Genomic DNA, 21,061 nt, shown 5'->3' on the forward strand with positions numbered 1-21,061 from the left:
GGAGAATAGAAGAATATGTAGAAAAAGTGAAAGGTAAATAATGTAATATTCAGAAAGTGTTATTCTACCTAGGTATCTAGTTTGATATTAAAATTTTTCTGGAGAGTGATGTAAAAGTGAAATTTATTGATATGGAAAACTGGAAGAGAAAGAATCATTATAACCATTTTAGAAAGCTCGATTACCCACATTTCAATGTTTGTGGAAATCTTGATATTACAAACTTCTATAAATATATCAAGGAAAAAGAATATCCTTTTTTTATATCAATTCTATATGCAGTTACAAAAACAGCCAAAAGCATAAAAGAATTTCGATATAGGATAAGGGATGACAAGGTAGTTGAACACGAAAACGTAACTCCATCATTCACAGTAATGGGTGAAGATGAAGTATTTAGTTTCTGTGCAGTAAAGTTCGTAGATGAGTTTAATGAATTTAAGATTAGTGCCTCAAAGGAAATAGAAAAGGTAAAGAATAACATAAGCTTGCAAGATGAACCAGGCCGTGATGATTACATATTCATAACAAGTATTCCTTGGGTCTCATTTACCAGTGTAACCCATCCAATTCAGATGAATCCAGTAGACAGTATTCCAAGAATCGCCTGGGGGAAATACTTTGAGGAGAATGGGAGAATAAAGCTACCTCTATCTGTACAAGCCCATCACGCACTTGTTGATGGCGTACACGTTGGACAGTACTTTAATACTATACAAGAGATCTTAGATAACCCTGAAAAATATTTATAAAACTGTTAATATATCGATATGCGATTTGTCTATATATAAAAATAGAATGGGGATGACAAATATGAAAATAAGAAATTGTGCAAGAGCTTTGTTTATAAATGAAGAAAATAAAATACTATTACAAAGATTCGAATTTCCTCAAGTTAACGGGAATAAAGTTTTATGGGTGACTCCAGGTGGTGGAGTAGAGGAAAATGAAAAATATGAAGAGGCTCTAGAGAGAGAACTGTATGAAGAGTTAGGAATTAATATGAAGATAGAAGGGGAGCCTGCACTTGTCCTAGATGTACCTATAGATGGGAAAAAAGGAGCCTTCATAAGCCATGAGGTATACTATTTAGTTAACTTTACAGCTGATATGAATATTTCACTTAGTAATATGACAGAGAATGAAAAGCATACATTTAAAGGCATGAAGTGGTGGAGTAAGGAAGAACTGCTTCAAGAAAAGTCCGATGAATATGCTCCCGCGGAAATACTAAACTTTTTATAATACATAGGAAATTATAAAAACCATGATTACTTTATAGTTACTGCTATCCATATCTTAAAAGCGCAAAGAATGTGATTAAAAGCATTTTTTGCGTTTTTTTAAGATGTTATCTATAGCGATAATAAATAGTAAACAAGCCTATAAACTAGAGTAAAAGAAACAACAATTAAAACTATACCTACTTTGAAGTCCTTTTTTACCAAGTTCTTACCTCTGGAATCATACCTTTTTCCACCATTTTTAAAGTTATAATAGGCGATGCTAACAAAGAGGAAACCTAAAGCTAAGGCACCCATTAATATCAAAATAATAAAGAAAAGAATAATTATTGTCATATAATCAACATTCCTTATATACCTTGGAAACGACTTTAACGATATAGCTATGTAATATTTCCAAGGATTCTTATAGTCTATTATGAAAAATGTTCTTACTTTTATTATACTAGTAATACTACAACACTACCATAAAATTACATGAATATAAAGTTTTTAGCTATGATGAGGACTATTTTTATTTAGTGAGAATAATTTGTCGAAGGATTATCAAAGGAATTTGAGATAGAATGTCAAATTAATATACTAATTGCTAGGTTTGGGATTGTTCTATCTGTATACTTGTAGTGAATATATTGCCAGTAGAAAACTCGAAATGTTCAATCTTTAGATGAATAAATTTCTTAAGGAGGAAAAGCAGCTATGAATATTAACTATATAAGGGATAATCAATTAGAATATAAAGAAGATGTACTTAAAGGATTGGTTACATACAATAAGAAATTTACGGGAGACACACTTTCTGAGATAGTCAACGTTTATGTTTTTAATGGTGATGAATTAGTGGGAGGTTGTCACACTGAACTTTCCTGGAATTGGGTATACATACTAGCACTATCCTACCACAACCAAGAAGTATTGATAACGATGATGAATGAACTTTATAAACTTTATAAAGGAAAAACAGAGGGTATAATTGTTGAATCCTATATTGGTGACCGTATTGAAGATTTTAAGTCGACAGGCTTTGAAGTACTTGGAGTACTAGAAGACAAGCCAATTGGTTATGAGTCCCACATAATGATTAATAAAAAGTTGAACGATGTACCAGTTAATCATACATATGAGCTTAAAGTAATGAAAGAAAAACATGAAACCTATGCAAAAGTTGTAGATGACCAAGTAAAAGCGTATAATGAAAAGTTTAAGATTGATGAATCAAAAACTGAAATTGAATATGTGGCACTTGATCAAGAAAAAGTTGTTGGCGGTGTTTATGGATATCTGATTCAAGACTACTTATATGTATCTCTTTTGTGGGTGGATGAAGCCTATAGAGGCAACGATGTTGCTACAAAACTAATGGATCTCATTGAGGGGGAAGCTAAAGAGAAAGGTTATAAAAATTTCTATTTAGGAACATGCACATTTCAAGCGAAAGACTTTTATGAGAAGAGAGGTTATAAGGTGAAGATGATTATCGGTAACTGTCCTAAAGGCTATGATGATTATATAATGGTTAATAAAATATAAGGTGTATGGGAAGTCCGTTGTTTGATGCAAAGTAAAAGAGGTCTTGAACTATGAATAAATGTTATTAGTGTCGAAGTAGGTTTTAGTATATAAAGCCTACTTTGTTTTTTTATGCACTAAAACTATGAGCAAATATATATCATGGAGGGTTCTATGAAGTGAAAGTCTGAGAAAAAGGGCAAAGTTTTATAGATGCAATAAAAGCTCTAGGATATGGGAATGATAAGTAATACATACTTGTATAGATTGTAACTAAGGGGTGAAATTTGTTTGAATGCAGCAACTTGGGTTTCGATATATATGCCGTTGTTTATTCTATTCTTTATTATTTTTCCGCAGCAACGTGCGTTACGAAATGCAGTACTTTTAAAAATACGGAGAAGAAAAGGTGTAATTAATATGACAAATGAGATGATTAAAAAATACATAGGAAAGAACTGTCATATATCCACGGGATCATTTGGCATCAGTATAGTTGGAGAAATAATTGAGGTCAATGAAAAATGGATCGAGGTTAGAACTAAAAAAGGTAATCAACTTGTAAATTCTGAGTTTATACAGAACATTAAAATAAGATCAAGCTAGTAAACTAGGTGCAACTTTATACAATTCATATAGGCAACAGTACTGAGAATACGTCTATGAAACTGTTCATTATATATCTTAGCAAATAAAGTAAGCTCAAAGGTAATATGGAAAATAATTAATTATCTTCAAGCTTATTAGTCATACCAATTGTTCTTCCAGGTGGAGGGCAATTTTTTTATACCCGAAATAAGGAAACTGTATAAATCCTAAACTAAAAATGAAAGAATAATAAGAAGAAGTTGAAATATTAAAGGAGATTAAAGTATGCTGAAATTAAATTATGAATTCAATATTAAAAAACTTGTTAACACAATAATAAAAGAAGTCTTTCCTCAATTTTATAGCCAAGAGTTGATAAATAGTGAAAAGGAATATATAAGTCAAGCTGATGAAATATTTGATGAAATTGAAGAAGTATATAGAGATAGAGAACGGTACAGTATGCATTGGGCTTTTGAAAATGCACAGGATAAAATCAATGACTTTTATATACAAGTAACTGAGGGAAGGATTAAGGATGAACTACAGTCTTATGAAGGGAAATATAAGATACTAACGGAATTCGGAAAACTAGATAAAATAAATAAAAAAAGAATTAAGCAGATAAAAAGGGTATTTAGAATGTACTCAACTATATCGTCTCTTGTGTCAATCATCGATATTATTATTTCTTTGATACTAATTTTGATAATTTCTGAAATAAGTCATAGAGGTGAATATCTCATTACTTCTGCATATTTGAGTGTCCTATTCGTTATATTCTTCGCTTTGCTTAAGGTTACCTTAGAGAAATACTATATAATGCCTAGGGTAGAGAGATTGGGATGGAAACTATACAATAAAGCTACAATGAAATTCAAGAAATATTTATCACTATTAATTACAATAGGGCTGGCTATACACGCATCAACCGATCAGAACCATGACCCTAACGAGATAGTGAGCATACTAAGAACTAGCATAAGAGAATCAGTCAATGAGCAGTGAGAGGATCTTGTTACATTTTAAGAAAAAACATCGTAGAAAAAGTTGAATTAGAATAATATACTCAACCTTTCTACGCTGACCTTTTTGAGACTTTCAGATAGGAGTGGACTAGTTAATATTATTTTTCAAATTTGGAGTAAGAAATTTTAATGTTTTTTCAATATCTTCAGCAGGTAGAGGTTTACTTAAAAGAAAACCTTGCCCTATAAAGCACGTGTTTTGCTTTAGATAGGACTCTTGGTGTTTCTCCTCAATGCCCTCAGCGATTACTTTTAATTTTAGGTTGTTTCCCATATCAATAATTGTCTTTACAATTGCAGAGGTATTTAAATCAGTCATAATTCCACTTGTGAAGGATTTATCAATTTTTAAGGTGTCAATAGGTAAGTGCTGTAGAATACTTAGTGATGAATAACCAGTACCAAAATCATCGATGGATAGTCGAACTCCTATATTTTTTAGTTGATCTAATACTACAGTCACTTCTTCAATATTTTGCATAATACTTTCAGTAATTTCTAGTTCTAGGTATTGCGGATCAAGTTCTGTCTCTTCTAAGATTTGATGAATAGTTTCCACAAAGTGATTATCTTGGAACTGGCGACCTGAAATATTTACTGCCATCAGAATAGAAGGGAAGCCAGCTTCTTGCCAATTCTTATTTTGTCTACATGCAGTTCTCAAAACCCACTTTCCAATATCAATTATAATTCCAATTTCCTCTGCTAACGGAATAAACTCATTTGGAGGAATTAGTCCTAGTTGTGGATGATTCCAGCGTATTAAGGCTTCCATACCTATAATCTCATACGTATTCAGATCAAACTGAGGCTGATAATGAAGTATGAATTCATCATTCTCCAATGCTTTTCTTAATCCATTTCCGAGGTCCATCTTTCGAGATATTTTTTCACTCAGCTTAGTATTGTAAAACTGGAAGTTATTTCTTCCATTATTTTTAGCTGAATACATTGCCATATCGGCATACTTAATTAAAGACTCTACATCTTGACCATCGGTAGGATATAGACTAATTCCGATACTAGGAGTGGTAAAAATCTCACGTCCATTAATTATAAAGGGACGGGCAAATTCATCAATAACTCTTTGTCCAATTTTTGTGATGTCTTCCTGACTTACATCCTTCATTAAGATAATAAATTCGTCACCACCTTGGCGACAAACAATATCATCATTGCGAACTAAACCAATGAGCCTTTTAGCGACATGCTGCAAAACAATGTCCCCAAAGTCATGACCCATGGTGTCGTTGATTATCTTAAATCTATCTAAATCAATAAACATAACGGCTATTGTGTGTTCTTTTTGAGTGATATCTGTTAATAGCCGCTTCAAATAATTATTTAGAAAATATCGATTAGGTAAATTAGTTAATGCATCATGATAGGCCAAATGTTTAATGTGCTTTTCAGCTTTCTTACGCTCCGTTATGTCTAGAATAATAGCTAAAATCTCAGGTTCTTTACCATTCGTAATAGCCGTTCCTGCTGCTTCAACATCTATAATCTTTCCGTCGGCTCTAATCAACCTTTTTTCACTAAACTCTATGGAATTACCCATAGATATATGTTTTATATGCTTCTTAGCCAATTGGACGTAGTCGGGATGTAAAAAATCAAATATGCTTTTCCCAATAAGTTCTTGAGCAGTTTCTACTCCGAGAAGTTTTGCAAAGCCATTATTTGAGAAAATAATCTTACCCATGATATGTACCACAATTCCATTAGGAGAAAGTTCAATTAATTTACGATATCGTTCTTCGCTTTGGCGTAGTTCATTCTCTATTATTATTCGATCTCTAATTTCTTTTTCTAATTTTTCATTAGCCTTTTTAAGCTCATTAGTTCCTTCGTTTATTCTCTGTTCAATTTCATCGTAGTTTTTCTGTAAAGTTTCCTCTGACTTTTTAAGACTGGTAATATCTATACCCACAGATTGGAATTCAATAATTTGACCTTCACTATCAAAAAAAGCTTGATCAGTCCATTGCTGCCAAGAAATTTCACCCTTAGAATTTATCACTTGATGTTCATATGTAATACTAGGATTATCTATACTAAGTGATTTCAACTTTTTAATGATGAACCCATGGCTTTTTTGTGGTATGAAGGTTAAGAATTTTGAACCTATTAATTCCTCTGGACTCTTATTGAAATAATCGCAGTAAGCCTTATTGACAAAAATCAATGTAGTATCCGGAAGAAATCTACAAATTAGCTCGTCCAGATTATCAACTATAGAGCGGTATTGTTGAACACTAATTTCATTATTAAAATCCATATAAAACACCTTCTAACATTTTGTTTTTTGGCTCATATGTAATTTGATTTAGAAATGTACTCACAATTTTACATTTATGTAGATATGTAGGTTTTAAGAAATGTCTTGAATACAAAATTCGACATTGTTGTACAAAAATCCTTTTTTAAGGTGAGGTAGAGGAGAAGGAGATGTTTATTTAAAAATGGTCTATATTTTCTACATAGTTGTTAGAAACGGATTTTGAGAAGGTTACGATATGTAATGATTAAATTTAATAATCGATAAAACGTAGGAATGTCAATATGCATATATATTGTATAACTTAATTAAAATTGATGAAAATTAGCCAAAAGTAATTAAGTGGCAAGAAAAAGGCAAGAAGTATTTCTAAATTAAGTTTGAAATAAATATAAATATAAATATGAATGCAAAAAATAGGTTGAAAAATTATCTAGTTTTTTATAATTTTTGCTAAGGGTTGAAGGTGAAATTAATTTTACGTAGAATTTAGGGATTATACAAAGCTTGCACTTTTCATAAATCAATAAAATAGTAAGATCATCAATACATAGGGGTGGATTACAGGGGGGATAGCATGAAAATAGTTACACTATTAGAAAACCGAACAGAATCTAAGGAGTTAAAAAACAAGCATGGGCTATCGTTATATATTGAGACTAACGGTATTAAAGTCGTTTTTGACACAGGGCCCGATGATACTTTTATAGAGAATGCCAGAAAGCTTGGGGTAGATATTTCAGATGTAGACCTACTAGTAATTTCCCATGGCCACAAAGACCATGGAGGCGGTCTTGAAGCATTCATTAAGACCAACGATAAAGCTAAAATTATAGCAAGCAAGTATGCCTTTGATAAATACTATGCAAGGGTTTCAAAGTTACTTGAGATAAATATAGGATTGAATCCTACGTTTATGAATCATGAAAGGGTACAGCTAATTGAAGGGCTAACTGATCTAGGTAACGGTATGCTTGTATTTGATGGAGTTAAGCCAGATAAGTTATTACCTAGCTCCAATAAAAAGCTGTTGATGAGGGATGAACGAGGCCTTCTTGAAGATGATTTTAAGCATGAAATAAATCTAATAATCTCTGAAGGGGATAAGAAGAGCCTCATTTGCGGATGCTCACACCTTGGAATAGGCAATATAATTGACCAAGCTGAAGATTTAATACAAGGTAATATCAATACAGCAGTTGGAGGAATGCACCTTTATGATCCAATTGGTAAGAAATATGAGAGTGAAGAGTTCATAGATAATCTTGGTGAGACCTTATTGGCGAAGAGGGTTAATAATTACTATACCTGCCACTGTACTGGGGAGAAGGCTTATAGCCTATTAAAGACTCAAATGGGTGATAAAATTAATGAATTAAAAACAGGAAAAACCATAATTATATAGAATGATTTGTAAAATTGAATAATTTTTACAAAGAAAAAAGATGGTATACCTTGGGGATGGTATGGAGTGACACCACCCCCTCTCAGCGTAATAGCAAGACTTTGAAACTAGGTGATAATTTTCACTTAGTTTTTTAATTTTTGTAGAAATTTACAGGGGAAAGAATGACTTTGTAGAATAAATTCTTACCTTATATAATTCCGTAATAAGTATAACACAAAATACTGAACTTAAGCATAAGTCGTTAAGGGAAAAAAGAGGAAGGTTGCAAGGTGACGGTTCTGATGACACCTTTCGATTTGACTTGGTTAATTACTTGATTTTTTTATAGTTTTTATAAAATTTTGAAGGAAAAAAGGTTATTGTGTAGAATAATATGTAATTCGAGGTAAAAATCTACAGATAGGGGGAGGTAAATGGGAATGAAAAAGGCGTTTAATGTATTAATTACTATAATTTTATTACTTGTGATATCTAATATATCATATGCAGTTGACTATCAAATAAGTGAAGATATTGAAAAACAGGGTTGTAACATTTCCTATAATGGGAAAATTGTTTTAGTAACATCAATTAATGGAAGAGCTTATATTTCAAAAGATGGAGAAGAATGGGAAACACATGGGACTCCTTATTTTAGTAATCATAGTTTAGTTTGGGATGGAGAAAAGTATGCAGTATTCACTTGTCGAGGTAATGTGTACTTTTCAAATGATGGAATTGAATGGGAGTTAAAAGAAAGTTCGAATTTAAGTGATTTTGCATATGAAGAAATAGATGAGGATACTAAAAAAGTATTACTAATAAAAGAAGTAATATGGACTGGTAAAAGGTTTATAGGATGTAACTCTAATTCAGCGAGATTTTTTAGCTCGAATGATGGTATTGTATGGGAAGATAACGGAAATGCAGAAGGAGCAGAAGATAATTATAGTTGGAGGCAATTCCATACTATTGCATCAAACGGAGAGATTACAGTGGCAGGAGGTAACTCAGGAAGAACTGCAGTATCTTATGATGGGGTAACATGGAAAGACACTTCATACACAATGGAAGATATAACGTTAAAGTATAATGATGAAGCCTGTTTTGAAAAAATAATATGGACGGGAGACAAATTTATAGCAATAGGAAACTTGGGTAGAGGTGCATGTGGAGAAGAAAGAAATATCATATTTTCATCAGAGGATGGTTGTACTTGGAAAGAGATTAGAGCACAGAAAGGGAGGAGCGAATTTGAAAATATAATGTGGAATGGTTCACAAGTAATAGTTTTGGGTAAGAAGTATACTCCTCCAAATGAAAAAGGACAAAGTAGTGTAGACCATAGCTATATTTTAAGTTCAAGCGATTTAATAAACTGGGAAAAAACGATTATTTCAGAAAAATATATTCGTAAAATGACGCTTGTTGATAATAAAATTATTGCAATAGGGTATGCATTAGTTTCTATAAAAAATATACCAGATAATTAGACAAATATATCTCAAAGACGGGGCCCGTTTCGGACTATCTTGATGATATATAGATAATTCACATATAAAAAAAGAGCTTAGAATTTTTTCTGAGCTCTTTGCATTTTAACTTTGATCTTCTTGTTCAACTAAGACTCTCAATAACAGATTGTCTATGAAAAACTTTTACAAACAATAAAGAGTATATTCTAAATAAATTGTTTTACCGGTGCTAAGGCAATTTTTATAATTGGCTAAAGATTTTAGTTTTGGAGGCCTGAAAAATGGAGCAATATGAAATGAAATCAAATGGTTAAAGGAACTTTTTCCATACTAAAAGAAGTTTATAATAAATACTCCTAATTAGAGTCTAGGCAAGCTATAGCGTCTATGTAATTCATTTAGATGGAGAGGACATAGACTTAACTAAAAGAAATAAACAGCTATTAGGGCGATGTTCTGATTGAAATATCAATGTGGGCGATATATAATGACTCTAAGAAAAAATTTCTAGATATGGAACTTGTAGCTAGGCTTATTAAGGATATAGTAGAGGCATAAATGAAGCAATAGGTTCTAAAGACAAATTAAAGGAGTGGAGCAAATGAAAAGAGTAATAAGTATACTTTTGATTCTAATTCTTTGTTCAAGTTCTAGTTTTGCAGATAGTTCTTTAACAGTAGATGTAGATGGTAAGGTATCGAGTATTGATGGAGGAATTACATTGATTCCTGCACAGGAAATGTTTGAGGCACTAGGAGCAAAGGTAGAGTGGGATAGATACACAGGAGAATTTACAGCTATAAAGGACGATACAGAGATTAAGATTGATACCTATTCTAAGTACATGACATTGAACGGTGATAGAGTAGATTTAGATGAAGAAATTGAAGTTATTGGCGGTAGATTGTTCGTGCCCTTAGAAGCTATAACAAAGTCAATGAATGTAGAAATAGAAGTGGATAATAGGCTACATGTAAAATCTGAAGATCAGTTGGAAAAGGAGTATGAGAAAGAGGAAAAATCTCTATATAAAAAATACCCGAAATTATATAAAGCAATAGAAAAAATAATGAAAAAGCCCTTTGAACAGAGCAGCATCATAAGCATGAAGGTAGCTAACTGGAAAGTTGCAGATGATAATGATAATGAATATTTTGAGGAACTTGCTAAAAATATACAACAGTTTGGGATCGACATAAAGAGCGATTCTAAAATTGACTATTTAAATGAAAAATTTGAGTTTGATACTTCAGTTAGCATAAAGCAATTAGGATATAAAGAAGAGGATGGATTTAAGGTCATAGTTTTAGATGGCATTGTTTACACAAAGCCAAAGAAAAATAATGTAGAGGGTATGGTTTGGACAAAGACAGAATTAGAAGAAGACAAATACTTTTCTAATAGAGAGAAGATGATGAAAGAATTGGTGAAATTTAAGGACAATATTAAAAGAGGTAGAAGAAAAACAGATACCATATATACTATTGAAATTGATGATGGTATTCAGTTTGATGATGTGATAGATATTTTAGGTGAAGATAATGCAATCTATACACAACTAAAAGAGTCAAATGGAAGACCTGATATAAAAATAAAGGATTTTAAACTTGAATATATTGTAGACAATGAAGGGAATCTGAAGAATACTAACTTTTCAGCAATCTTGGAGGTTTCCGATGAAGAGCTTACAGTAGAGTTCTTGCTGACAAGTAAAGGTGAATACAAAAACATTGGAAATCCACTGGAAATTAGTATACATGGTGATGGTGAAGAAGAGTCAAAACAATCAATCGATTTAAAAACTTTACAGTTGAAAAAAGATGGAAGGGATATATCCTTGGATCTAGAAGCAATCGTTGTAGGTAGTAAAATATTAGTTCCAGTAGAAAAGGTAACTGAGCTTTTAGAAGCTGAGATTTCAGTCGATGAATTTACTGGAGAGATAAAAATTGAAAAGGATAATTCCTATATTGTAATAAGAAAGAATGCAGAGTTTGCTTTAGTAAATGGCTTTGATGTGATAATGCCATTGTACCTTCAAGAAAGAGATGGAGTAAACTACGTACCTCTCACATTTGTTGTATCAGAATTGGGAGGCGTGGCAATTGTTGACTCAGAAAAACCTGAGATAAATATATTGTCGGTAGAAGCTGTAAAGAGGGATTTTGAAGATGAACAGAAGGAATTAGAGGAGAAATATCCGAGGTTACATCAAGCTTTAAAGAAATTAGAAAATGAACCCTTTAAACAAAAATTTAATTATAGCCATAGGGTTGATAATATTAAAGTAGATGATAGAGAAAGCATAGATAGAGACGATTCATATATGATAGAGTCAAAGATAGATCATTTAGCCTCATATGATTTTCAAGGGCGAGGTTATGATGAAGTAGATGTTAAGAACAGAATTAGAAAGTGGGACTATGAGAGTACTGTGGTTAGTGAATCAGAGGTATATAAATCAGAGTCAATAGTTATGGACAAAAAACTATACTATAGATCAGGGCTCAGCGAAAGCGAAGAAGCTTCTTGGATGTCATTTGATTTAGAAAATGACGATAGATATTTTCAACTTGCAATTAATAGCATGAGCTTATTTATAAATGATATTATAGAAGAAAAGGTTAAAGATGGAACTAAATTTACAATAAGAATAGATTCCGCCCATGAGAATAAGGCGGCACTTGAGAGATTTATTTATGATAAAGCTACTATTGTTCCCTATAAATTTTCAAAAGATGATTGTGAACTGAAAAATCTAGAAGTAAATTACTTAGTTGATAAAAACGGTGATATGAAGTCCAGCGAAATTAAGTATTTAATACATGGTACTTATAAAACAATTCAAATGGATTTCCAGTCGGAAACGAAGGAGGAATATGAGGAAATAGGTAAGCCTCTTAAAATAGAAAAACCTATAAAGACAGAAGAATAGTATATAAAAAGGAAAAAAAGGACAAATCTCAAAAGAGAGGAGTTCTTTTTTTGTGAGGTATCAGGGGGCACTCCGAACCGTCTCGTTCTAAGATATAATATTTCAGCAAAGTTTACTTTGAGAATCTTTATGAAAAATAAGTATTTGGTATAATAAGAAAAAACTTGAAAATTACTATTATGTCACTATAGTTTTTTCAGACACGCTCTAGAAGCAACGTAAAGGAGGAAATATGAATATACTTTTAAGAGCATCACAATCTTCTGATATTCCATTTTTAAGAGAAATGCTTTATGAAGCAGTTTTTTGGCGTGAAAGCAATAAAAAGCCTTCATTCGAAGAAGGACTTTCCTACCCGGATGTAAGTAATGCGCTGGCTGAATGGGGAAAACGAGAAGGAGATGCAGCAGTTATTGCCACCATCAACTCAATTCCAGTCGGTGCGGCTTGGTACAGATTTTGGACTGATAACGATTCCATACGTGGGTATATAGATGAAAATACACCTGTATTAGCAATTGGAGTCCATTGTAACTATCGACATCAAGGAATTGGGAAAAAAATGATTGATTGGTTAATTGATTATGCATCAAAATACTCCATCAAAAGAATAAGTCTCTGTGTTTCAAAAGATAATTACGCTATAAATTTATATAGACAACAAGGTTTTATAGAATATGCTGATACAGGAGACTCATTTATAATGGTAAGAGAAATATAAATACAAATTCGATATCAAAAGAAAATCTTTCTTTCTAATGGATATAGGTCAGTAAAGAAGATGTTAGCTATAATTTAGTTAACATCTTTTTCATTTTCCTGTGAAAGGATTACGGGATGCCAGGGGGGAGCTGTTGCCAACTTCGTTTCTATGCATCTAAATATAATCCACAGTAGCACTAAGTTTTAACTACTACATAATATAAAGTGTAAGAAATACAGGGATAAATCTCTAAGATAATTTTCAATCTAAAGTATATAGTTTTCGCTTAAAAGGCTTCAAATAAGAATGTATAGAAACATGAGGAGTGAATTTTTTAATGTCTATTATATTAAAAAAAACAGAGAAGGAACAAGGCTTGTATTCTTCTAAGACAATTTCTGTAACTGATAAGGAGAAAGTCCTTAGTGATCTAAGCAAAATGCCTATGATGTTTATCACAAATGCCGGACAAATAGACAATAAGGTTAAATACTATGCTAAGGGAGGAAACTTTGTATTCTACTTTACTAAGGAAGAAGTAGTTCTAAACTTTGTTAAAAGAATATCAAAAGGGATTTTTGATAAAAGCACAAGTAAAGGTAATATTTCTAAGGAAGAGGAAAAAGAAATTGGAGTAGCCCTATCTATGCAGTTTATTGGTGCTAATCCAGATGTGAGAATAGAAGGTCAAATCAGGGGCGGTGGAAGGGTCAATTACATTAAGGGAAATGATCCTGAAAAGTGGTATACAGATTTATCTACCTATGAAAAAGTAGTGTATAAGGAACTATGGCAAGGTATAGATTTAATATTTTATGGAGCAAAGGGACAGCTTAAATATGAATTTGTAGTTCATCCAGGAGCAGATTTTGAGGATATTAAGCTAAGTTATAAAGGTGCAGAAGATATATCCTTAGACGAAGAAGGAAATCTATTAATTGAAAATGAGCTTGGAGTACTAATTGATAAGCATCCTGTAAGTTATCAGGAGATTGAAGGAAGAAAGGTGGCACTTGATAGCAGCTTTGTAGTAAAGAAGCATGAAAATAGGGAAAGCTTTTATAGTTTTGAAATTGAAAAGGGTTATAATCCAGACTACCCTATTATTATAGATCCAGCTCTTATTTACTCCACCTATCTTGGGGGAAGTAGTTTTGATGTAGGCAATGGTATAGCAGTAGATAATACCGGCAGTGCCTATGTGACAGGACAGACTAGTTCATTAAATTTTCCACTTATGAATCCTATTCAACCAGTATTTGGAGGCTTTGCTGACGCATTTGTTACAAAGATAAACCCTGCAGGCACAGCTCTTATTTACTCCACTTATCTTGGGGGAAATGCTAATGATGCAGGCCTTGATATAGCACTAGATAATACCGGCAGTGCCTATGTTACAGGATTTACCTTTTCAGGAAATTTTCCAACAACTGCTGGAGCTTTTCAGACAGCAATTGGAGGAAATAATGACGCATTTGTTACGAAGCTAAATCCTTCTGGCACAGGTCTTATTTACTCCACCTATCTTGGGGGAAGTGGTACTGATGCAGGCCTTGGTATAGCAGTAGATAATACCGGCAGTGCCTATGTAACAGGACAGACTAGTTCATTAAATTTTCCACTTATGAATCCTATTCAGCCAGTAATTGGAGGTTCTATTGACGCATTTGTTACAAAGATAAACCCTGCAGGCACAGCTCTTATTTACTCCACCTATCTTGGGGGAAGTGGTTTTGATGAAGGCTTTGGTATAGCAGTAGATAATACCGGCAGTGCCTATGTGACAGGACGGACTGATTCAGCAAATTTTCCACTTATGAATCCTATTCAACCAGTAATTGGAGGTTCAGCTGACGCATTTGTAACAAAGATAAACCCGGCAGGCACAGCTCTTATTTACTCCACCTATCTTGGGGGAAGTGGTTTTGATAGAGGCTTTGGTATAGCAGTAGATAATACCGGCAGTACCTATGTGACAGGACGGACTGATTCAGCAAATTTTCCACTTATGAATCCTATTCAACCAGTAATTGGAGGTTCTGCTGACGCATTTGTAACAAAGGTAAACCCTGCAGGCACAGCTCTTATTTACTCCACCTATCTTGGGGGAAGTGCTTTTGATAGAGGCCGTGGTATAGCAGTAGATAATACCGGCAGTGCCTATGTGACAGGAACGACTGATTCAGCAAATTTTCCACTTGTGAATCCTATTCAACCAGTAATTGGAGGTTCTTTTGATGTATTTGTAACAAAGGTAAACCCTGCAGGCACAGCTCTTATTTTCTCTACCTATCTTGGAGGAAGTAGTTTTGATGAAGGCCTTGGTATAGCAGTAGATAATACCGGCAGTACCTATGTGACAGGACAGACTCAATCATTAAATTTTCCACTTATGAATCCTATTCAACCAGTATTTGGTGGAGGTAGTTCTGACGCATTTGTTACAAAGATTAATACTAATCCTCCTATAATATCTCCAATACCTTCTCAAATAAAGATAATGAATCAAAATATTACTGCTATAGTTTATGAAGCAGGTTCAAATCAATAAAATCGTAGAATATGCTGTCCTATCAAGCCTAAGATTAAGAATCGGATCGAAGTAATATATCCAATTGGCAACGATAGCAAGAGTGAAGCTTCGATGATATATCAATGGAATCGTCTTGTCGGTGTATATAACTTCTGTGTCATCAAAAAGAGAGCCAAAAATTATCGATTTTAGCTCTCTTTTTTGGGTGAACGGCAATTCTTCTCTATTCGAATTCTTCCTACGATATTCTTTATACTCTCTATGTTATTCAATACAATAGAGAGCCTTTAATGAACTTATCAACATTTCCTCTCTATTAAGATTACCTTTACTAAGACAATACTTCATTAATATACCATTTTGCAAATTTATCGCTACATTGCAAAGAGTTTCAGCATCTGTAGGATTCTTGATTTCTCCAAGTTCTTGACATTGTTTGATGATAGGCATTAATAGTACTTTCATTTCTTTTGCAGAAACTACATTTTCATCAAAGCCTTTTGTCATTCCAGAGGCTAAATAATGAATTATTGCTTCAGTACTCCCAACACTATCAATGTGCTTCTCATAAGCGAGTTGAATTCTAAAAGCTCTTTCGATATTGGATTCTGCTGTAAGAATCCATGACATTCGTTCGGTATTAAAAACTTTATCTGGTTTATAAAACTCTGATAGAATCTGTTCTTTTGTGCGGAAATGATAATAAAATGTACTTCTTCCAAATTTCAATTGCTGGCAAATCTGCTTGATAGAAACCTTTTCATATCCGTACTCTTTAAATAATGCTATAGCAGTATCAATAATCTTTTGCTTGGTTTGTGGACTATTATGCATAACTGTTTTTATGATCAACTAAACTACGATCATTTCTCCTTTCATAGTTAGTAAATTTACTATTTTATAAAATCAAGTATAAATGTATTAACATTATTTCAATAAAATCCCTCTGGAAAAACATAAATTCCTTTTCATTCCATTTACATTAGTACAAGTATAACATATGTATGCAAAATGTTCAATGTGTACGAATTAAACTGTACACTGTACAAATAATAATTGACAATGTACAGCTGAGTATGTATAATGAATTTAAGATACTATTCGAATAGAGAATTTGAGATTTTTTTGGAAGGAGTTGTATTATGAAACGAAAAATTGGATTTTTATTAATGCCAGGATTTAGGAACGCAGATGTTGTAGGAACAGAAGCCGCTTTACGATTTCATCCAAATAATAAGATTTATTATATTGGTGAACAAGAAGGATTAATTACTGGTTCTTCGCAATATCCTTTAAAAAGCACTACAACATTTTCAAAATGCCCGAATTTAGATGTATTGATCATCCCAGAAATTCCAACTGAGGCCTTAACTAATGAACAGATGATACAATTCATACAACGTCAAACTGAAAACTGCTCTTATGTGATTGGTATTTCAAGTGGTGTATTAGCCCTCGGTAAAGCTGGTGTTTTAAAAGGAAAACATGCTACAGCAGATCGAAATAGTCTTAGTCTATTAAAGAGCTATGAAGTTACACCAGTTGATAAGAAGAGTTTTGTTAAGGATGGAAAATTTATTACTGCGGGTCCTTCAACCGCGGCAATAGAGTCGGCATTTTACTTAATGAGTAAACTTCATGGAAATACTATTGCGAAAATGCTAGAACTTAATCTTGAATATAACCCACAGGCTAGCTTCAAAGATATACATCAAGAGTATTTACCTGAAGTAGGTAAAAAACCGTTAAAAGTAGCTGTCATCACTCCACCTGGATTATATCTACCAGATGTTGCTGGAGCAATAGATGTATTTTCTTCATTACCTAATGTAGAAATTTACTTTGTCTGGAAGGATAAAGGAGAGAAAAAAGCAATTGTTGGTCCAACCTTGGTATCAAATATGACTTTTAAGGAGTGTCCACAAGTTGATGTTCTAATTTCTGGAGCAATACTTCCTAAAGAGACCGTTGATCCTGAGCTCATTGAATTTTATCAGCAGCAAGCACCCAGAGCTCAAGCAGTTATAGGTGTTTGTGCTGGAGTATTTGTGGCAGGTGCCGCAGGACTACTAGAAGGTAGAATGTCAGTTACGAATTTTCATATGCTAGGCATGTTAAAGGGTGTAGGTGCAGTTCGACATAATACAGAAACGGCTTCAGATGGAAAATATCATACAGCTGGTCCGGCAATTGGGTCTTTTGAAGTTGCTCTACAAGTAGTTTCACAATTGTATGGGCGCGAAACAGCGGCTTATATCGAAAACATTAAAATGGAATATAATCCACAACCTATATTTAATATTGGTACGCCAAAAAAAGCAGGTAAATTACGATATATAATTAGCATAATTATTACATCACCAATAATTTCGCTTTATAAACCCAAAGTAAGAAGAACTTATAAAAAACTAGTAAGCAGAAGATTCAATGAGAAAACTGTATAACTATTTTTTGTTGAACCTTTAAAATATTCTATATCAAATGAACTATCACGATGATATATATAGAATTCACATATAAAAAAAGAGCTTAGAATTTTCTCTAAGCTCTTTGTATTTTAATTTTGCGCTCTCCATACTTAACCTTACTTATAAGGAATTTTAAACTGACTTACATCTATTTTTTCGTCATTTATAAAACTAAAGTATATTTTAAAAATATCATTATTTGGATATTCTCCGCAACTAATATGAATTAAAGAATGAAGATTTGCACAAAAAGCCGCCTAAATTATGGTGGCTTTTGTTATGCACATCATATTATAATCTATAGTAAAGAAAATTTATTAGAATTTTAGAGGGGGAGAATAGTATGAGTGCATATTTTGTTGCACAGATAAGGATTGAGGATGAAGTAGAATATCAGAAGTATTTAGATCAGTGTGACACAGTGTTTAAAAACTACAAGGGGAAATATCTTGTCGTTGAAAATCAACCAACTGTTCTTGAGGGTGAATGGAAGTATTCTAGGATGATCATTATTGAGTTTGAGTCTGAAGATGCTTTAAGAGATTGGTATGAATCAGATGAATATCAAGAGATTTTAAAGTTTAGATTAAATGCGTCTAAATGTGATACCGTCATTGTAAAAGGATTAAACTAATATCAAAATTATTATGTAATGCAGGAGTTGCAAGAAGAAGCAGTAGAAAGCATAAGAAATATGATATTCAATAAATAAGCAAATATTATGACGATGTGATGATTGAAATATCAATGTAGACGATATATAATGACTCTAAGAAAAAATTTCTAAATATGGAACTTGTGGCTAAACTTACTAAGGATATAGATAGAGGCATAAATGAAGCAATAGGTTCTAAATACTAATTAGAGGAGCGGAGAAAATGAAAAGAGTAATAAGCATACTTTTGATACTGATTCTTTGTACAAGTTCTAGTTTTGCAGATAGTTCTTTAGTAAATGAGTATGAGAAAGAGGAAAAATCTTTATATAGTAAATATCCGAAATTATATACAGCAATAGAAAAAATAATGAATAAGCCCTTTGAATATAGCAACTCCATAAGTATGAAGGTAGCTAACTGGAAAATTGCAGAGGATAACGATAATGAATATTTTGAGGCACTTGTTAAAAATATACAAGAAGTTGAGATCGACATAAAGAATAATTCTAAAATTGACTACTTAAATAAAAAATTAGAGTCTGATACTTCAGTTAGCATAAAGCAATTATGGAATAAAGAAGAGAATGGACTGAAGGTCATAGTTTTAGATGGGATTGTTTATACAAAGCCAAAGAAAAATAAGGTAGAAGGCATGGTTTGGACAAAAACAGAATTAGAAGAGGACAAATACTTTTCTAATAGAGACAAAATGATGAGAGAATTGGTGAAATTTAAGGACAACATTAAAAGAGATAGAACAAAGACAGGTACCATATATACTATTGAAATTGATGATGGTATTCAGTTTGATGATTTGATAGATATTTTAGGTGAAGAGAACGCGATCTATACACAACTAAAAGAGTCAGATGGAAGACCTGATATAAAAATAAAGAATTTTAAACTTGAATATATTATAGACAATGAAGGGACTCTGAAGAATAATAACTTATCAGTAATCTTAGAGGTTTTCGATGAAAAGCTTACAGTAGAGTTCTTATTGATACTTAAAGGTGAATACAAAAATATTGGTAACCCATTGGAAATTAGTATACCAGGTGATGGAGAAGAAGAGTCGAAAAAGTCAATAGATTTAAAAGCTTTACAGTTGAAAAAAGATGGAAAGGATATTTCCCTGGATCTAGAAGCAATTATTGTAGATAGTAAAATATTAGTTCCGGTAGAAAAGGTGGCTGAGCTTTTAGAAGCTGAGGTTTCAGTCGATGAAGTTGTTGAAAATATAAAAATCGAAAAGGATAATTCCTATATTACAATGGGTAAGTATATGGATTATGCTTTAGTAAATGGACTTGATGTGCCAATACCATTGCGCCTTCAAGAAAGGGATGGAGTAAGCTACGTACCTTTCACGTTTGTTGTATCAGAATTAGGAGGCGTGGCAATTATTGACTCCGAAAAATCTGAGATAAATATATTGTCGGTAGAAACTGTAAAGAGGAATTTAGAAGATGATCAGAAGGAATTTGAGAAGAAATATCCGAAGTTATATCAAGCCTTAAAGAAATTAGAAAATGAACCCTTTAAACGAAAATTTAATTTTAGAGATAGGATTGATAATATTAAGGTAGATGATAGGGAAGGATTAGATAGAGACGAGTCAGATATAAAGTATTTAGCCTCATATGGTTTTCAAGATCGTGGTTATGATGAAATAGATATTAAGAAGAGAGTTAGCAAATCTAGCTATGAGTTTATTGATGACGATAGCTCAGACGTATATAAATCGGAAAGAGTGGTTACGGACAAAAAAATATATCATAGGACATATGGATCTGAAGTGGAAAAACCCTCTTGGCGTGTATATGATCTAGAAAATGAGGATAGACATTTTGACATTTTGTCTAATATCATGAGTTTATTCAGAAGTGATATTATAGAGGAAAAGGATGAAGATGGAACTAAATTCACAATAAAAATAGATTCTAACCATGAGAATAAGGCTGCACTTAAAAGATCTATTTATGATAGAAGTATTATTGTTCCAAATAAAATTTCAAGGGATAATTTTGAACTGAAAAAACTAGAAATAAGTTACTTAGTTGATGAAAAGGGTAATATTAAGACTAAAGAAGTCAAGTATTTGCTCCATGGTACCTTCAACGGTATTCAAATGGATTTCCAATCAGAAGGTAAGATAGAATATGAGGAAATAGGTAAGCCTTTTGAAATAGAAAAACCTACAATGACAGAAGAATAGTACATAAAAAGGAAAAAAGAACAAGGGGACGGAG

General features: G+C 32.5%; 16 protein-coding genes. 13 read left to right on the forward strand and 3 right to left on the reverse strand.

Annotated features, from left to right (window positions below; all coding sequences use genetic code 11):
• The first annotated feature begins 116 nt into the window (after positions 1–116).
• Both R9X47_RS27060 and R9X47_RS27065 read left to right on the forward strand, forming a co-directional pair.
• Positions 117–752, forward strand: coding sequence for a CatA-like O-acetyltransferase (locus tag R9X47_RS27060; RefSeq protein WP_432664169.1), 636 nt, complete (start codon positions 117–119; stop codon positions 750–752).
• Positions 753–813: 61 nt separating this feature from the next.
• The gene (locus R9X47_RS27065) at positions 814–1,245 is read left to right on the forward strand and encodes an NUDIX hydrolase (RefSeq protein WP_432664170.1); all 432 of its coding nucleotides are present in this window, start codon (positions 814–816) and stop codon (positions 1,243–1,245) included.
• A gap of 110 nt (positions 1,246–1,355) precedes the next feature.
• On the opposite strand, the gene R9X47_RS27070 is transcribed toward R9X47_RS27065, so the two are convergent.
• Positions 1,356–1,580: a hypothetical protein gene (locus tag R9X47_RS27070; RefSeq protein ID WP_432664171.1), complete on the reverse strand. Its 225-nt coding sequence runs from the start codon at positions 1,578–1,580 to the stop codon at positions 1,356–1,358.
• A gap of 363 nt (positions 1,581–1,943) precedes the next feature.
• On the opposite strand from R9X47_RS27070, the gene R9X47_RS27075 reads away from it, so the two are divergent.
• The 3 genes from R9X47_RS27075 to R9X47_RS27085 all read left to right on the forward strand — a co-directional run bounded on the left by R9X47_RS27075 (position 1,944) and on the right by R9X47_RS27085 (position 4,349).
• A complete protein-coding gene (locus tag R9X47_RS27075) occupies positions 1,944–2,774 on the forward strand; it encodes a GNAT family N-acetyltransferase (protein ID WP_432664172.1) in 831 nt (276 codons plus the stop codon).
• Between the two features lie 399 nt (positions 2,775–3,173).
• Positions 3,174–3,359: a DUF6897 domain-containing protein gene (locus R9X47_RS27080; RefSeq protein WP_432664173.1), complete on the forward strand. Its 186-nt coding sequence runs from the start codon at positions 3,174–3,176 to the stop codon at positions 3,357–3,359.
• Positions 3,360–3,626: 267 nt separating this feature from the next.
• The gene (locus tag R9X47_RS27085; protein WP_432664174.1) at positions 3,627–4,349 is read left to right on the forward strand and encodes a hypothetical protein; all 723 of its coding nucleotides are present in this window, start codon (positions 3,627–3,629) and stop codon (positions 4,347–4,349) included.
• 108 nt (positions 4,350–4,457) lie between these two features.
• Here R9X47_RS27085 and R9X47_RS27090 read toward each other — a convergent pair whose 3' ends face one another.
• On the reverse strand, positions 4,458–6,650 hold the full coding sequence (locus R9X47_RS27090) for an EAL domain-containing protein (RefSeq protein ID WP_432664175.1): 2,193 nt from the start codon (positions 6,648–6,650) through the stop codon (positions 4,458–4,460).
• A 577-nt stretch (positions 6,651–7,227) separates the two neighbouring features.
• On the opposite strand from R9X47_RS27090, the gene R9X47_RS27095 reads away from it, so the two are divergent.
• The 5 genes from R9X47_RS27095 (at position 7,228) to R9X47_RS27115 (ending at position 15,701) form a co-directional block, all read left to right on the forward strand.
• Entirely contained in the window at positions 7,228–8,055 is an 828-nt protein-coding gene (locus R9X47_RS27095) for an MBL fold metallo-hydrolase (RefSeq protein WP_432664176.1), read from the forward strand.
• A 416-nt stretch (positions 8,056–8,471) separates the two neighbouring features.
• A complete protein-coding gene (locus R9X47_RS27100; RefSeq protein WP_432664177.1) occupies positions 8,472–9,530 on the forward strand; it encodes a hypothetical protein in 1,059 nt (352 codons plus the stop codon).
• Between the two features lie 583 nt (positions 9,531–10,113).
• Entirely contained in the window at positions 10,114–12,447 is a 2,334-nt protein-coding gene (locus R9X47_RS27105; RefSeq protein ID WP_432664178.1) for a stalk domain-containing protein, read from the forward strand.
• 232 nt (positions 12,448–12,679) lie between these two features.
• Complete coding sequence (locus R9X47_RS27110; protein WP_432664179.1) at positions 12,680–13,168, forward strand: GNAT family N-acetyltransferase; 489 nt, start codon at positions 12,680–12,682, stop codon at positions 13,166–13,168.
• Positions 13,169–13,487: 319 nt separating this feature from the next.
• The gene (locus tag R9X47_RS27115) at positions 13,488–15,701 is read left to right on the forward strand and encodes an SBBP repeat-containing protein (RefSeq protein ID WP_432664180.1); all 2,214 of its coding nucleotides are present in this window, start codon (positions 13,488–13,490) and stop codon (positions 15,699–15,701) included.
• A 246-nt stretch (positions 15,702–15,947) separates the two neighbouring features.
• Here R9X47_RS27115 and R9X47_RS27120 read toward each other — a convergent pair whose 3' ends face one another.
• Positions 15,948–16,517 carry a TetR/AcrR family transcriptional regulator gene (locus R9X47_RS27120; protein WP_432664181.1) on the reverse strand — a complete coding sequence of 190 codons (570 nt, stop codon included), beginning with the start codon at positions 16,515–16,517 and terminating at the stop codon, positions 15,948–15,950.
• 308 nt (positions 16,518–16,825) lie between these two features.
• Between R9X47_RS27120 and R9X47_RS27125 the strand changes: the two genes are divergently transcribed.
• From R9X47_RS27125 to R9X47_RS27135, 3 genes are all read left to right on the forward strand, one after another.
• Positions 16,826–18,127 (forward strand): DJ-1/PfpI family protein, encoded by a 1,302-nt coding sequence (locus R9X47_RS27125; RefSeq protein ID WP_432664182.1) that lies wholly within the window; start codon positions 16,826–16,828, stop codon positions 18,125–18,127.
• A 367-nt stretch (positions 18,128–18,494) separates the two neighbouring features.
• Complete coding sequence (locus R9X47_RS27130; RefSeq protein ID WP_432664183.1) at positions 18,495–18,785, forward strand: DUF1330 domain-containing protein; 291 nt, start codon at positions 18,495–18,497, stop codon at positions 18,783–18,785.
• Positions 18,786–19,029: 244 nt separating this feature from the next.
• Positions 19,030–21,027, forward strand: a complete 1,998-nt coding sequence (locus R9X47_RS27135; RefSeq protein WP_432664184.1) for a stalk domain-containing protein — start codon at positions 19,030–19,032, stop codon at positions 21,025–21,027.
• The last annotated feature ends 34 nt before the right edge of the window (positions 21,028–21,061 follow it).

The sequence above is a fragment of the Wukongibacter baidiensis genome, from assembly GCF_050888315.1.
GTDB lineage: Bacteria > Bacillota > Clostridia > Peptostreptococcales > Caminicellaceae > Wukongibacter > Wukongibacter baidiensis.

Excerpts from the sequence above, each read along its gene's own strand:
- R9X47_RS27075 (WP_432664172.1), top strand. The coding sequence starts at position 1,944 with ATGAATATTAACTATATAAGGGATAATCAATTAGAATATAAAGAAGAT.
- R9X47_RS27120 (WP_432664181.1), bottom strand. The coding sequence starts at position 16,517 with ATGCATAATAGTCCACAAACCAAGCAAAAGATTATTGATACTGCTATA.
- R9X47_RS27105 (WP_432664178.1), top strand. The coding sequence starts at position 10,114 with ATGAAAAGAGTAATAAGTATACTTTTGATTCTAATTCTTTGTTCAAGT.
- R9X47_RS27085 (WP_432664174.1), top strand. The coding sequence starts at position 3,627 with ATGCTGAAATTAAATTATGAATTCAATATTAAAAAACTTGTTAACACA.
- R9X47_RS27125 (WP_432664182.1), top strand. The coding sequence starts at position 16,826 with ATGAAACGAAAAATTGGATTTTTATTAATGCCAGGATTTAGGAACGCA.
- R9X47_RS27095 (WP_432664176.1), top strand. The coding sequence starts at position 7,228 with ATGAAAATAGTTACACTATTAGAAAACCGAACAGAATCTAAGGAGTTA.
- R9X47_RS27115 (WP_432664180.1), top strand. The coding sequence starts at position 13,488 with ATGTCTATTATATTAAAAAAAACAGAGAAGGAACAAGGCTTGTATTCT.
- R9X47_RS27135 (WP_432664184.1), top strand. The coding sequence starts at position 19,030 with ATGAAAAGAGTAATAAGCATACTTTTGATACTGATTCTTTGTACAAGT.
- R9X47_RS27080 (WP_432664173.1), top strand. The coding sequence starts at position 3,174 with ATGACAAATGAGATGATTAAAAAATACATAGGAAAGAACTGTCATATA.
- R9X47_RS27070 (WP_432664171.1), bottom strand. The coding sequence starts at position 1,580 with ATGACAATAATTATTCTTTTCTTTATTATTTTGATATTAATGGGTGCC.
- R9X47_RS27110 (WP_432664179.1), top strand. The coding sequence starts at position 12,680 with ATGAATATACTTTTAAGAGCATCACAATCTTCTGATATTCCATTTTTA.
- R9X47_RS27100 (WP_432664177.1), top strand. The coding sequence starts at position 8,472 with ATGGGAATGAAAAAGGCGTTTAATGTATTAATTACTATAATTTTATTA.
- R9X47_RS27130 (WP_432664183.1), top strand. The coding sequence starts at position 18,495 with ATGAGTGCATATTTTGTTGCACAGATAAGGATTGAGGATGAAGTAGAA.
- R9X47_RS27065 (WP_432664170.1), top strand. The coding sequence starts at position 814 with ATGAAAATAAGAAATTGTGCAAGAGCTTTGTTTATAAATGAAGAAAAT.
- R9X47_RS27090 (WP_432664175.1), bottom strand. The coding sequence starts at position 6,650 with ATGGATTTTAATAATGAAATTAGTGTTCAACAATACCGCTCTATAGTT.